Here is a 13,712-nt window from a genome sequence, read left to right on the forward strand (position 1 = left end):
CCTCTGCCCGCAACCGACCACAATCTGCAGACGTCGTCCTCTGGCAGATTCCCGACCATCTTTGGGTGAACCAAACGGATCAACACATGTTAAAGAACATAACCTTCGACCGCCACAGCTCCGACAAGCTTAAGAGTGAGGTCACGATCGACATTGATAAATGGGGGGTTCCTCATATCAAGGCTCAGAACTTGCACGACCTATTTTTCGCGCAGGGTTGGAATGCAGCTCGAGACCGCCTCTGGCAAATTGATATTGCGCGCAAACGAGGTCTCGGTCTCCTGTCACGAGACTTTGGCCCCGGATATTTGGAGCAGGATCGGGCGGCGCGTCTCTTTTTATTTCGCGGAGCCATGAGTGCAGAATGGCAGGCGTACGGCCCGGATTCCGAAGAGATATGCTCAGCGTTTGCCGAGGGGATCAATTCCTACGTAGACAGTTGCCATGACGGTTTGATTGCCTTGCCACCCGAGTTTGGCCTCCTCGGTCACACTCCCGACTATTGGAAACCCGAAGACGTCGTTCGCGTGCGAACGCACTCACTAACCCGAAATGCGATTTCGGAGCTTCTGCGCTGCAGGGTGATGGCATTGGCAGGTGTGGAACGAGGTACCCGCCTCGACAGGTTGAGACAAGAATTGTCACCTCCGATAGCGCCACGACCAGCGGAGGGCCTTGACCTCGCCTTTATGACAGATCGAGTACTGCAGGATTTTCGCTTGGCAATCTGTCCCGTCTCATTCTCGAGGGAAAGACTTGCAGCAAGTCTTCAGGAAGCTGACCGTTGGACCCGCGTAACACCGAGTGATGAGATCATGCAGACGGTGTTCCAAGAGGGCTCAAACAACTGGGCCATATCCGCAACAAAAACCACAACGGAGCGACCAATCCTTGCTCTAGACCCGCATCGCAAGCACGTCCTTCCGTCCATCAGGTATCTTGTACACCTGAGTATGCCCGGGCTCGATGTAATTGGCGCTGGAGAGCCTATGATCCCAGGAATCTCCATGGGTCACAACGGGACAGCCGCCTTTGGTCTGACTATTTTCGGCGCTGACCAAGAAGATATTTATGTTTACGAAACCAAGAGTGAGGGAAATAAATACTTATATAAAGGGGCCTGGGAGCAGGTGAAGACTATACACGAGAAAATTCCAGTTCGCGCCCACACCGACCAGGAGGTAAAGCTTCAGTTCACACGCCATGGACCCATTTTAAACCAAAATGCTGAAAAAGACCGCGCCTTCGCACTGAGAACCGTATGGATGGATCCCGGCATGGCACCTTACATGGCCAGCTTGGCCGTAATGCGCTCTAAGACATTTTCAGAATACACCTCCAGTCTAGCAAACTGGGGTTGTCCTTCAGTTAATCACATCTATGCGGACACGTCGAATGTAATTGCGTGGAAACCGTCAGGTGCGGCTCCGGTCCGAAGAAATTGGGACGGCCTGCTTCCGGTTCCAGGAGACGGTCGGTTCGAATGGGAAGGGTATTTGTCACCGGACGATGGGCCGTTCGAGATGAACCCCGCCAAAGGTTTTGTCGCCACTGCCAACGCAATGAATGTTCCGGAGGAATGGAGTAGATCGCATCCTGCTTTTGGCTACGAGTGGTCTGACAGCAGCAGACATGATACCCTTCATACAACTCTCTCACGATCAGAGAAGATCTCGTTGCGGGACTGCATGTCGCTGCAATGTTCGGTGTATTCGCCGATAGCAGTTCGTATTCTTGCGAAACTAGACACTCTTCTCGGTTCGGTTGCAAACATGCCTGCGTTGCACTTATTTTCTAACTGGGACCGGCATTTGGATGCGAGTTCGCCAGCCGCCGCGTTCTTTGAGATTTGGCTTAGCAAACACCTTGGCCCGACAGTAGCTCGCTTAGAAAGCGCTGACGATGAAGTGTTGGCACTGCTCGTGCCTTTACAGCCTTCGGCCATAGCCTCTTGGCTCGAACAGGCAGAGCCTAGTGAAAAGTTGAAGCATTCCATAATGGAATCCCTAACTTCTGCCTGGAGTGAATGCATATGTCGATTTGGCGACGATTCTGCCTCATGGGCATGGGGCAGTATACATAAGCTTGATTTGCGCCACCCTCTGCAGGCACTGACGTCTGAACAATGGTCGTTGGGCGCCATAGCCCTCGGCGGAAGTAGCTCAACGCTCAATTTTTCGAGTTACCGAAGCGGCCAATTCTCTGTTTCAGAAGGACCGTCAGTGCGGATAATCATGGACGTTGGGTCATGGGATGACAGTCTCTTTATTAACAATCCAGGTCAGTCGGGTGTTCCGATCTCAAGTCATTATCGTGACCTCAATCACGATTGGCAACGGGGCGAATACAAGCCCTTGTTATATTCAGAGGAGTCCATACGGAGGGAGCTCGAACATAGGGTCGTCCTGTCTCCCGCTGACTGTTGAGGATGCGACAGTATAGGCCGCTTACCATTGTAGCAGGAACATATCGGTCGAACTCACCTGGCGGCAAGGTGAGGATCGACACTTTAGCGCCCGCCGGCCGACTTTGATATTGACAGCGGAACGCCCGGCCGGAATCTGGATGCGCTTGTGGGGCAATGATCCCGCTGGTGTGCGGCGACCACCCCTGATCGTCACGAGCAGGGCCGTCGCGGCCTCCAATAATGTTGCAGGAGACTTAGAAGCGGGATGTCCCGCATTGGCAATTGCTCTGCCTTGGGGCCATAGGGAAGAGGGGTAAGGTGCTGGCCCGACCACCGGAGAGCGCGTCTGTTACTACAAGGCTCGATCGCGGCCGCATCACGGCCCTCGGCGGCTGCCGATAACGCGCGCTTCGGGCGCTACCAGTACGCATTGGCGATAATCGCATCTGCTGTAGGAGAGCACTTGATTCGAGACTGACAGTGCGACGGTCAACAGGGTTCGCTATCATTGTCGAGCCGAGTTCAAGAATGGACACATACCTCAGGGAGGACCTTTCAGGGGGCAGACCATTGTCTGTCTCCTCATCCGAGAAACAAGCTAACCTCGCAGAGAGTGGCATCAGGGCAACACGTCATTGTCCTTCGATGCGACTGAATATCGACGACTTCAACGCGGCTTGCCGCCTTCGCGTATAGCCGCAGGACCTTGAATGCCGGGAACCAGCCGAGAAATGTTGGCGGTGGGTGAGCGCCTTTCATTTTTCAAGTCCGCTACATTCTGTCTGTCATATACCCGAAGGCGGCGATGCTTGTTGCCCGCCCGATGTGGTTAGCAGTTGACGTGCCTTCTTATGTATCTTCATTCAGCCTGCGGTGGCACGCTGGCCGTTTCGTTGAATGGCGGGGGAAAAAAGGCGTTGATGACTCAGGCTTGCGTGGAGCACTCGTGGGGCGCTCGATTGACAATGTTATTCGTGGAGAATGCTTTCCTTTGTGGAGGAGGATGATTCTCTCGTCCAGTTCCTTGTCGGCCTCGGTAAGGCGATGATTCAGGCGAAGGTAGTCGGTCCAGGTCGGCGTACGGAATGTCTCCGTCCATAGCACAGGCTCCTGAAGGTTGCGCTGGAGAGTCCAGTGCCGAGCACCAACGCGACTCTGTACATGCCGGCACCCGCGCATGGCGAGGAATTCTTCTAGATTTTCCACGAGTATGAGGTACTCGACTTTGACCACGATGGGGCCGCTTCTCGGCTTGAGACTGAGGGCGACTGCCGGCGCGTCGAATTCCTCCAAAGGGTCGGGCTCGGCCTCGCGACCCTCGCGAAGGGGAAACAGGACGCCGCTCGCAATGGAAGAGGCAGTGCCAGAAAAAGGGAGCACGCCGCACAGGCGACGCATGCCAGCGTCATTAGTTGCTCTTCTGACAAGCTCCGTCTTAATAGGCTGTTGGCGACGCCAGCCATGACGGCGCCTGTGCCGAAGCCGGCGATGATGGTGCCATAGGCGAGCGGTCCTTCGCCCAGCTGATCGCGGACAACCAATGGCAGCAGTGCGAGTATGGCGATGCCCGACAGGCCAAAGAAGGTTCCGCGGGCGATCGCCGTCTTGATTTCCGATGACATCGCTGTGAAGCGCAGCCTGTCATAGATGGCCGTCCTCATTGACTCACGTGGGAGAAGTGAGGAGCGAACCTTCCATTTGCATCGCCATATGGTGACCAAAGGGATCATATAGGTGAGTGTAAACATAGCGAAAGCCGTCATAAGTCCGAACGACGCAATCATGATGCCGCGAGCGCCGGTCCCACGGTCCGTGCAGTGTTGAAGCCAATGGAGAGGAGGGTGACGGCAGCGGGAACTTCGCGTCGGTCCACAATATCGCCAACAGAAGCCTGCCAGGCGGTATCGTTGAGCGCGGCACCACTTGCGATCAAGAAGCTGAAGCCGAAGATCATCCACGGGGCGATAAAGCCCAGCACCACTGAAGCCGTAGCATCGCGGATGCTATTACCATTAGGCATCGGCCGGCGAACATGACTCTTCGACGGCTGAAGTTGTCGGCGAGAACCCCTAGCGAAAATGGACAAAATGAAAGCGGGCAGGTTAGACGAAGCCTGCTCGAGCGCAACCATCAGATCGGAGGTCGGAACCGTTGCCATTAGCCAGCTGATAGCAACGGTCTGCATCAGCCAGCCAAGGGAAGAGACTTGAGAGGCTAAACCAGATTGAGCGAAATGTCGTATTCCTGAGCGGCGCAAACGTCTTCGGCGAAACTACATCCGCATCTGCGCCCGCCGCTTTGCTCATTGCTCCGACCGATTCGGTTCCGCCAAGCTTAACCACTTCGCGCGACACGATCCTCTTACACGTCGGATGCGCCAAATGCAGTCTTTGTATTAGTGTCATCTGGTAGCGAGATGCGGAGGTGGCGGCGGAGAGCCGTCGCTGGTGTCGCAGCGGCCTTACATCAGTGCAAACATGCTGTTGCGTGGCGCCGGCACAGTTCCCCCGGCGTCGGCGGCTTCGCCGGCAAGAATGCGAAGGCGCGCCGACTCGCTGCCAAGCTCAAGGTCGTCAGCATGGTTCTTCTGGCCGAGGCTGACGAGCTTGCCGAGCAACTCGGCGCCTTTGTCGGCGATCCTCTGGCGAGAACAAAGCTGTCGGAGACCAGCGTTGCCTGCATTGAGCGGCCGATGAAGGCACTATGCGCATCTCGCTGCGAGATGCAGCCGATATAAAAACAGCATTTGACGCTAGCCGCCAGGAAAGGGGATTGTCACCCCGCATGAGCCGGCGAAGCTTTTGTTCAATTTCGAACATGGACGCGATCGCGCGTTTTGCGCAACCAAACCACGACACACTGATTGAGGTGAGATATGGCGACGACACGCTCCGCAATTCCTCTGACTGGTGTACCGTTTCCGATATCAGAGTATGAGCGCCGGCAAAACAATGTGCTGGATGCGGTTGCTACGGCAGGCTTGGACGCAATCGTAGTAACGGCGCACGGCCACTTGAAGTATCTCAGCGGCTACGATGGGAGCGGTGGATATTTCGCGCCTTTCCCTCTTATTCTGATGCCGGGTCGGGTCCCGATATTTGTTGTCCGAGAATATGACGAGCAGGCAGTACGTTCATATAGCTGCATCGAGGAAATTGAAACCTATACACATCAGCCTGATTTTGGCAGGGTCTGCGCCGATGTATTGCGTCGACTCGGACTGGACAATAAGCGAGTCGGTTTCGAGCTTGGCTGCTGGAATCTCGCGCCCGCCGACGTGCGCGCAGTCCAAGACCAGCTCCCGGATCTGAAGATTACTGACGTCACCCGACTGGTCTCGTCAGTGTCAGCAGTGAAAGGAGAACTTGAGTTGGCGTGTATGCGCGATGCTGTTCGACTCACTGACGTGGCAATTCGAACCTTTCAGCAATCGCTTCGTCCCGGCATTACGGAGATCGAAATGGCAGCGGCCCTAGCTGCGGCGGTAACAAACGACCCCAGCAACGCCGCTGGGGATATCGGGCTTGCGCCGGGTACCATTTTGTTTGGAGAGCGAGTGAAGTTGCCCCATGCGCCAGCGACCCATCATCCTCTCAGCAACAACGAACCTGCCTTTCTGGAGATAGGGGCTTCGAAACACGGGTATACAGTGGGAATGGTTCGATGCGCAGTCCTTGGCAAACATCCCGAAACCGAATCTTTGCACGGCTTGGCTGAAGAGGTCATTGCGGCCCTTGTCTCCTCGATTCGACCAGGTGCTACGCCGGCGGACGTTCACGCTGCTGGGGGCGAGGTGTTGAAGCGATCTGGACGCAAGGGCGTCTTCCGCCAACGAACAGGATACCAAACTGGCATCAATTGGACTGAGCGCGGCGACCTAAGCCTGGAGCCCGATGTAAATGAACCACTCCGAGCTGGCATGACCCTGCACATGCCAAACATTTTGTGCAGCGAAAGTGGCTACCTATTTGGTGCCGGCGCACACGTGCTCGTGACAGAGCGCGGCGCGGAACTCCTGAGCGAAATCCCGCCAACACTTTATCGGGCGTGATGCTAGGCGGCGTGGACAAATTTGAGCCAGTATCTGGCGGTGGCTAGGTAGACCATTCCGAGGAAGCTATTGGCCAATTGATCGTAGCGGGTGGCAATGGCCCGGTTGATTTTGAGGTGGCCGAACATGCGCTCGATTCGGTTCCGCTGCTTGTAGAGCGCCCGGTCATACTCGATCTTCACGCGGCGGTTTGATCGGCCGGGTATGACGGGTTTAATCTTCCGCTCGGCGAGATCGGCGCGAATGGTATCGGCATCGTAGCCCTTGTCCGCAAGGAAGGCGTCCGGTGCACGAGTCCCCCTTTTCCGCCCGCTGCCGAGACATGGGCGCGAACTGTGGTGCTGTCGATGCTGTAGTGGCCGCTGTCCGCCATGACCTCGGCGAGCATTACCGCCACGGTCTCCCAGACCCCGGCCTCGCTCCAGCGTCGGAACCGACGATAGATGGTGTTCCAACTGCCGTATTTGGGCGGGACATCCCGCCATGGAGCGCCGCAGCGGAGCCGCCAGAGAATGCCGTTGATGATCGAACGATTCTGCTTGGGAGGTCTACCTCGGCCGCGTTTGTCAGGGTCGATGGGCAGCAAGCCCTTGAGAACACGCCATTCTGCTTCGGTGAGATCGCCCCTGCTCAAACCTGCCTCCAAAAAGCAGCCTTGAATCAATCCTCTTGGGCTACGTCAATCGCATCGACGTCCGAAATTCCGTAAGGCGGATATACTATTCCGCCAAGGTGATGGACAGTTCGAGAGGGCTGTCGCTATCCGCGAAAAATCGGCTGCCATCCTCAAACTCGATCACCACCTCTCCATCGCGGTGGCGCATGACACGGCGAACAACCTTGCCAATCAGCATCGACGTAGCTCGTTCGCTCTCTTCTTCCAGTGTCATTCCCAATGCTAACAACCCGATCGCAGGAAAGCGACCCTGCTAACATCGAATTTGTCCACGCCGCCTAGGGTCTGCGGTTTGCGGATTGAGTGGCAAAGCGCATGCAGTCCTGGAAAGTAGGTCGTGGGAGGGGGAGGAGTGTCGCGATGGTGACAGCTCTTCCTACTCAGACCTTTGCCATTGGCCGTTGCCAGCAGAGCCAGAGTTTATGATTGCCAGCACTTCGCAGCTGGTCCTCTAAGGCCGAAGCTTATCCATTTGAGGGCAAACGGCTTGTTATCGGGTCGCAGTCGCCGGCGCCAACACCGAGGCCTGAACGCGGGGCTATCTCGGTTCTAGATGGTTACGATATCCAAACTGCATTTGACGAAAACACCGGTGGCATCGATCATTAATTACGCACCGGCGCCTGATCCAAATTACTCAAATGCGGGAACGTGCCTATGGTTGGCGTTGACAGGTTCAAGGAGATCGAGATCGAAGCGATGACTTGGCGCCGGTACCTGCACGAGAATCCGGAGCTTGACTATCGGGTGAATGACACAGCGGCATTTGTGGCGGAAAAGCTGGCTTCCTTCGGGATTAACCACATCGAGTGCAGGATAGCTGAAACCGGCGTGGTTGCGTTGATCCAAGGTCAACTCGGAGATGGGCCCACTATCGGGTTGCGGGCCGACATGGACGCTCTGCCTATACTCGAAGCTTCAGGCAAACCTTGGACGTCGAAAAGGTCCGGACAGATGCACGCGTGTGGTCACGACGGGCATACTGCAATGCTCCTTGGCGCCGCGAAATACCTCGCCGCGACCCGGAACTTCAAAGGGTCCGTTGCCCTGATCTTCCAACCTGCCGAGGAAGATGGCCGCGGCGGCCAAAGAATGGTCCAGGAGGGGATCATGGACCGTTTCGGGATATCTCAGGTCTTTGGCATGCACAATTGGCCAGGCATGGAGGTTGGTGCGTTCGGCATTTGCGAAGGTTCGATTTTTGCCGCGCTCGACGAGTTCGATATTGTGGTCAAAGGCAGAGGGGGTCACGCGGCCGCTCCCCATCTGACAATTGACCCCGTCGTTGTTGCAGCTCAGATCATTTTAGGCTTGCAGACACTAGTCTCACGCAACACGGACCCCACCGAGTCCCTGGTGATCTCCGTCACAAAGCTGAACGCCGGACAAGCTTACAACATCATTCCCGAACGCGCGGAGATTGCCGGAACAGTCAGGACACTGTCACCGATTTTGCGCGACTTCGCTGAAAAACAGATTGAGGCGTGCGCGGAAAATATTGCACGCGCTTCCGGGGCGAAGGTCGAGTTTCAGCATCGCCGCCTGGAGCCCCTCACTGTCAATCATCCCGATCAAACGCGTCGGGCAACAGAGGTGGCGCGTGCTCTGGTCGGCCATTCATCGGTGAACCCCAAAGTCAAACCTAGTTTGGGGTCAGAGGACTTCGCGTACATGCTAGAGGCGCGGCCGGGGGCATGTATACTGCTTGGAAATGGATCGACTGCTGCTCTCCATAATCCAACCTACGACTTTAACGATGAAGCACTGCCATACGGCATTGGATACTGGGTCAACTTGGCCGAGGCTGCTCTAGCACCATGACATTGTCCAAGCAAAACAACCTTGGCTAATCAAGGCTGAGATCACAAGAAGAGGGTAACGACATGAAATACGAAATAAATCGCCGACGATTGCTGCAGGCGACATCGACCGCCATGGCGGCTGGCGCTCTGTCTTCAATTGCGGGCCGCGTTGCGGCCCAAACACCCAACCAGATCAACGTAGTGCTAGGCGGCGGCGATTGGGGAAAGGCTAACATTGAGGCTTACGCTAAGCCATTTGAAGCTGAGACCGGTATCAAGGTCAACCCAATCACCGACGACATGGGTATGGGACAGGTCGAGTTGATGGTAAAATCGGGCAATGTCACGGTAGATGTCGGGGCGCTTACGCAAGGGTCCGGCTTGGTCGCAGCTAAGAAAGGAATTCTTGAAGAAATTGATTACTCCTTGTTCAGGAAAGAAGAGCTAGACGGAATTTATGAATTTGCCAAGCAACCGTTTGGCGTGGCAAATTTGATTTACTCATATAATATGGTATATAGCACAGACGTATTCCCAGCTGATAAACCCCGGCCGACAAACTGGGCTGAATTCTGGGATGCTGATAAGTTTCCCGGCGTTCGCACCTTGGTGTCCGGCCAGTTTGGTTCAGAAGGACCCTGGGAAGAGGCCCTGTTAGCGGACGGTGTATCTCCCGATAAGCTCTACCCGATGGATATCGACCGGGTGTTTGCCAGTTTGGACAAAATAAAGCCGCACATCCGTAAGTGGTGGAGCAGCGGATCAGAGATTCAACAGATGTTGCATGATAAGGTCGTTGACATCGCTCAATCGTATGACGGAAGAGCTCTACTGTTGATCGATCAGGGCGCCGCGACGGAGATCAATCGAAACCAGGCGAAGCTGCAGTGGGATTATTGGGTCATTCCAAAGGGTTCACCCAACGCGAAGGCTGCGCAGAAGTTTATCGAATTCGCCACTCGCGCGGAACGTCAGGCAGCATTTTGCCAATTGTTTCCTGAGGGACCAAGCAACGGCAATGCGTTCAAACTTCTTCCCGAGAAAGTTGCGCGCAAGCTCCCTACCCACCCAGATTACATCAAGAGCAGCGTTTCCATCAACGGCAAATGGTACAATGAGGTAGGCCCCAGCGGTGTTTCCAACACTGAGATGCTTATCCAGCGGTGGAATGAGTGGATCCTGCAGTAGGGTTGGTTGAAGTGCGAAAGTCCGGTCGGGGTAACTCCATACCGGGCTAAAGTCGAAACTGATGCTGAAAATGTGACGGGGAGCGGGGTAGCCCACTAGCCTCTCCGCTCACGGCATCGGGTACGACGGCAGAAGGTACGGCAAATGCCTGCTAATGCACGCCAGCGATGGTGGAGGAGCCACAGTGAACATGCACGCAATGAATACCGCCCCCCGTTCGGAAGTTGACGCTGCAGATGTGAACCAATCGGTGCCACAAATTCAGTTCAGCAGTGTTACCAAGATGTACGGGAGTGTTCCGGCGGTCAGGGATCTGTCGCTGACCGTGCGTCGCGGCGAGTTCTTGACGATTCTCGGCCCGAGCGGCTCGGGTAAGACCACTACCCTGATGCTCTTGGCCGGCTTTGAGGCCCCGAGTTCGGGTGATATTATGATCGCCGGCCATTCAGTGGCTTCGGTCCCGTCCTACCGGCGCGATCAAGGAATTGTGTTCCAGAGCTATGCGCTGTTCCCGCATCTCACAGTGGCTCGAAACCTGGAATTCCCTCTCGAAATGCGGGGCATGGCTCCCGATCAGAGGAAGGTTCGGGTAGCCCGTATGCTTGAGCGCGTGCATCTAGGGGAATTCGGCGGTCGCATGCCATCCCAATTGAGTGGCGGTCAGCAGCAGCGCGTGGCGCTAGCCCGCGCGCTGATTGCCGATCCACCCTTCCTATTACTTGATGAACCGCTTGGCGCACTCGACCGTAACCTGCGTGAGCAGATGCAGATCGAGATGAAGAGCTTGCACAAGGAGTTCGGTATCACGACGGTGTGCGTTACGCATGACCAGGAGGAGGCGCTTACTCTGTCAGACCGGATTGTTGTAATGCGCGCAGGACGTGTCGAGCAAATCGATACACCAGAGGCCCTCTATGATCGGCCATCATCGTGCTTTGTCGCTAAATTTCTGGGTGAGGCGAACATTCTCGAGGATGCCTTGTTGCTGGCCAGAGGGGGCAACGCGCCGCAAATCGGCACCGTTGCGATGATAAGGCCAGAGCGCATCAGTGTACTTCCGAAGACTGCGGAGTGGGCTCAAACGGACCAGCGGCAATATGTTGCCGGTGCGGTCGACGATATGATTTTTGCCGGCCCTCTGCGAAAATACCATGTTCGCGTTGGCAACAATGTTCTCATCGTCCGGGAACATGTCGCGGCAGACCAACCTGTTTTCCAGCCAGGCGAGGAGGTTTGCCTCACGTGGCTGCGGTCAGACATTCGCTTCGTTTCGCCATAAGCGATTGATAAGGGATATCCATGAAGCTTTTGCGCAGAATGGCCAAGGTGCCACTTGGGTTAACCGCGCCCGCGTTCGCGCTTTTGCTTGTGGTTTTCGGTGCCCCTATAACCTTGCTTTTCCTAAGCAGTGTCAATGCCCCCGATTTCTCGTTCCAATACTACGGAGCGTTTTTCGCCCAGCCAGCTAATGTGCGGGTGCTCTTTCAAACGATAGAAATAAGTCTGGTCGCAACTGCCATCTGCTTAATCGTAGGCTATCCAACCGCGTATCTGATCGTCACGGCATCCAAGACTCTGCGCATGACGCTCATCGCTCTCGTGATCATCCCCTATTTGACCAGTGGGCTGGCGCGTACCTACGCATGGATTGTTATTCTTGGGGATCGCGGGGTCATCAACAACATCTTGCTGGACGTCGGATTGATCGATCGACCTCTGCAACTCATCTATAACCGAACCGCGGTCTATATTGGCATGGTCCACATCATGCTGCCGATGATGATACTTCCCTTGGTTAGTGCGATGATGGGGATCGATCGGTCCTTGATGGCTGCTGCACGCAGTATGGGAGCGGGACCTTTCACCGCTTTCAGGCGTGTATTTCTCCCCCTTAGCATTCCAGGCGCACGGAGTGGCTCGCTCCTAGTTTTTGTGTTCTGCCTAGGATTCTATATCACGCCGGCGGCACTTGGGGGATTGCGCGATGCCATGCTTTCAACCTTCATTGCGGCCGAGGTGAATAGCTCGTTCGATATTCCGCGCATTGCCGCTGCGTCCTTCATCCTTCTCGGGTTTGCCATTGTGGTGCTTTCCATGGTCGGGCTTGACCTCTCCGGCAAACAAGAGCAAAGCCAAACTCGAGCTCCGAAGGGCTCGATGTCCCGACTACCCATTGTTCTTGTTATCAAACGAAACTTCAGCGAAATTCTGCGTCCCTATCGTGTCAAACGGTGGACGGGACGGCGCTACGTGCCTGGGGCGGAAAGGCGATGGCCTAAAGTCGTCGCGATCGTTTTTATCGTTTTGGTGATGGCCTTTCTTTTATTCCCAGGGATAATCGTTGTCATCATGTCGTTCAGTTCCGGGGCATTTTTGCAATTTCCGCCTTCGGGCCTGTCGCTTCAATGGTATCGCTCGTTTTTCGGCGATGCATCTTGGAGCGGAGCAGCTTGGACCAGCGTCGAGATTGGTGTCGAGGTAGCTGTTATTTCTACTCTATTGGGAACACTTGCTGCTTTCGGATTGAGCCGAATAAGCGCAAGACTTCGCGGCGTGCTGACAATGATCATAATCACGCCTATCACCTTTCCAGTTATCGTGGTCGGTATCGCGACTTATCTGGGTCTCATCCAGATTGGTCTAATCGGCACAAAGGGTGGTATCGCCCTCGCTCACAGTATCGGCGCTGTTGGAATTGTGGTGGTGATCGTTTCTGCGACGTTGGCCAACTTCGATCGGACGTTAGAGCAGGCGGCCAAGAGTATGCGTGCCGGACCACTGCAAACGTTTTTTCGCGTAACACTGCCGTTAATCAGGCCGGGAGTGATCGGCGGCGCCATGTTCGCATTCCTCCAGTCATTCGATGAAGCGGTCATAACGTCTTTGGTCGGCGGTCTGTCGGTGCGGACGTTGCCCTTGAAGATGCTGGAGAATATCCGCCACCAAATCGACCCGACGATTGCTGCAGTCGCTTCTCTTTTGATGCTTCTGCCTTTAATCTGGATGCTTGTCCTCTATGCCGTCTGGTGGCGTTCTCGACCGAGCATGCAGCGAACATTACAGGAAGCCGCTGCCTAACTGGCGTGGCAGATCCACTTCCTGATGATGCGTCCGACCTATTCCTACGGACTGGCGACAAGCATCTGTTCGGGGCTTCAACGGGCGGATAAAATGGCCACCTGGTCCAAAACGGAAACCAGTAAAGCTCTTGCAATTATCATCTGGCACATGCGGATCAAGGATTCGGACTATGTCTGGGATCGGCCGGCCTTGCTCGCCAGCAAGCTCAGACCTGCCGATCCTCTTGCTGCGCGCCAGGATGGAATTCGAGGTCAACGGCGCTGACCGGATCGCACAGATCCTTCGCCCGTCTGAACAACGAACAGCTAGCCAACGTCAACCGGCTGATCGCGCGATTTCTGAAATCGGCTACCCACCGCGACTTTGACCTTCCTCCTCCCTTAGTGCACCGGGATCAAGGTGACGAACCAAGGGACAGGTCAGCAGAGCGAGCCCTGGTCATCTGAAAACGCGATGGTGCCGTCTCGGACATTATATTGGCGAAGTGGTGACCGCGTGTGCATAGTT

Annotated in this window: 9 protein-coding genes and 2 pseudogenes; 7 read left to right on the forward strand and 4 right to left on the reverse strand. The window is 55.5% G+C overall.

What is annotated here, in order from left to right; genetic code table 11:
* The first annotated feature begins 86 nt into the window (after positions 1 to 86).
* Positions 87 to 2,426 carry a penicillin acylase family protein gene (locus EOA13_RS12505; protein ID WP_063170375.1) on the forward strand — a complete coding sequence of 780 codons (2,340 nt, stop codon included), beginning with the start codon at positions 87 to 89 and terminating at the stop codon, positions 2,424 to 2,426.
* Positions 2,427 to 3,256: 830 nt separating this feature from the next.
* Here EOA13_RS12505 and EOA13_RS12510 read toward each other — a convergent pair.
* Positions 3,257 to 4,713: pseudogene (locus EOA13_RS12510) on the reverse strand (MFS transporter).
* Between the two features lie 155 nt (positions 4,714 to 4,868).
* A complete protein-coding gene (locus EOA13_RS37890; RefSeq protein ID WP_164548527.1) occupies positions 4,869 to 5,024 on the reverse strand; it encodes a hypothetical protein in 156 nt (51 codons plus the stop codon).
* 258 nt (positions 5,025 to 5,282) lie between these two features.
* Between EOA13_RS37890 and EOA13_RS12520 the strand changes: the two genes are divergently transcribed.
* A complete protein-coding gene (locus EOA13_RS12520) occupies positions 5,283 to 6,458 on the forward strand; it encodes a Xaa-Pro peptidase family protein (protein WP_063169317.1) in 1,176 nt (391 codons plus the stop codon).
* A gap of 2 nt (positions 6,459 to 6,460) precedes the next feature.
* On the opposite strand, the pseudogene EOA13_RS12525 reads toward EOA13_RS12520, so the two are convergent.
* Positions 6,461 to 7,092 (reverse strand): annotated as a pseudogene (locus EOA13_RS12525) (IS5 family transposase).
* 85 nt (positions 7,093 to 7,177) lie between these two features.
* Positions 7,178 to 7,348: a hypothetical protein gene (locus tag EOA13_RS37895; protein ID WP_164548526.1), complete on the reverse strand. Its 171-nt coding sequence runs from the start codon at positions 7,346 to 7,348 to the stop codon at positions 7,178 to 7,180.
* Positions 7,349 to 7,791: 443 nt separating this feature from the next.
* Here EOA13_RS37895 and EOA13_RS12530 point away from each other — a divergent pair, with 443 nt between their 5' ends.
* The 5 genes from EOA13_RS12530 (at position 7,792) to EOA13_RS12550 (ending at position 13,469) form a co-directional block, all read left to right on the forward strand.
* Entirely contained in the window at positions 7,792 to 8,955 is a 1,164-nt protein-coding gene (locus EOA13_RS12530) for a M20 aminoacylase family protein (protein ID WP_063169316.1), read from the forward strand.
* 62 nt (positions 8,956 to 9,017) lie between these two features.
* Positions 9,018 to 10,124 (forward strand): ABC transporter substrate-binding protein, encoded by a 1,107-nt coding sequence (locus tag EOA13_RS12535; RefSeq protein ID WP_063169315.1) that lies wholly within the window; start codon positions 9,018 to 9,020, stop codon positions 10,122 to 10,124.
* A 190-nt stretch (positions 10,125 to 10,314) separates the two neighbouring features.
* Positions 10,315 to 11,403 carry an ABC transporter ATP-binding protein gene (locus EOA13_RS12540; protein WP_224570037.1) on the forward strand — a complete coding sequence of 363 codons (1,089 nt, stop codon included), beginning with the start codon at positions 10,315 to 10,317 and terminating at the stop codon, positions 11,401 to 11,403.
* Positions 11,404 to 11,423: 20 nt separating this feature from the next.
* A complete protein-coding gene (locus EOA13_RS12545) occupies positions 11,424 to 13,202 on the forward strand; it encodes an ABC transporter permease subunit (protein ID WP_063169314.1) in 1,779 nt (592 codons plus the stop codon).
* A gap of 24 nt (positions 13,203 to 13,226) precedes the next feature.
* A complete protein-coding gene (locus tag EOA13_RS12550; RefSeq protein ID WP_127273917.1) occupies positions 13,227 to 13,469 on the forward strand; it encodes a hypothetical protein in 243 nt (80 codons plus the stop codon).
* Positions 13,470 to 13,712: the final 243 nt, after the last annotated feature.

Source organism: Mesorhizobium sp. M7A.F.Ca.US.011.01.1.1 (assembly GCF_003998295.1).
Lineage (GTDB): Bacteria > Pseudomonadota > Alphaproteobacteria > Rhizobiales > Rhizobiaceae > Mesorhizobium.

Excerpts from the sequence above, each read along its gene's own strand:
- EOA13_RS12505 (WP_063170375.1), top strand. The coding sequence starts at position 87 with ATGTTAAAGAACATAACCTTCGACCGCCACAGCTCCGACAAGCTTAAG.
- EOA13_RS12520 (WP_063169317.1), top strand. The coding sequence starts at position 5,283 with ATGGCGACGACACGCTCCGCAATTCCTCTGACTGGTGTACCGTTTCCG.
- EOA13_RS37895 (WP_164548526.1), bottom strand. The coding sequence starts at position 7,348 with ATGACACTGGAAGAAGAGAGCGAACGAGCTACGTCGATGCTGATTGGC.
- EOA13_RS12530 (WP_063169316.1), top strand. The coding sequence starts at position 7,792 with ATGGTTGGCGTTGACAGGTTCAAGGAGATCGAGATCGAAGCGATGACT.
- EOA13_RS12535 (WP_063169315.1), top strand. The coding sequence starts at position 9,018 with ATGAAATACGAAATAAATCGCCGACGATTGCTGCAGGCGACATCGACC.
- EOA13_RS12540 (WP_224570037.1), top strand. The coding sequence starts at position 10,315 with ATGCACGCAATGAATACCGCCCCCCGTTCGGAAGTTGACGCTGCAGAT.
- EOA13_RS12545 (WP_063169314.1), top strand. The coding sequence starts at position 11,424 with ATGAAGCTTTTGCGCAGAATGGCCAAGGTGCCACTTGGGTTAACCGCG.
- EOA13_RS12550 (WP_127273917.1), top strand. The coding sequence starts at position 13,227 with ATGATGCGTCCGACCTATTCCTACGGACTGGCGACAAGCATCTGTTCG.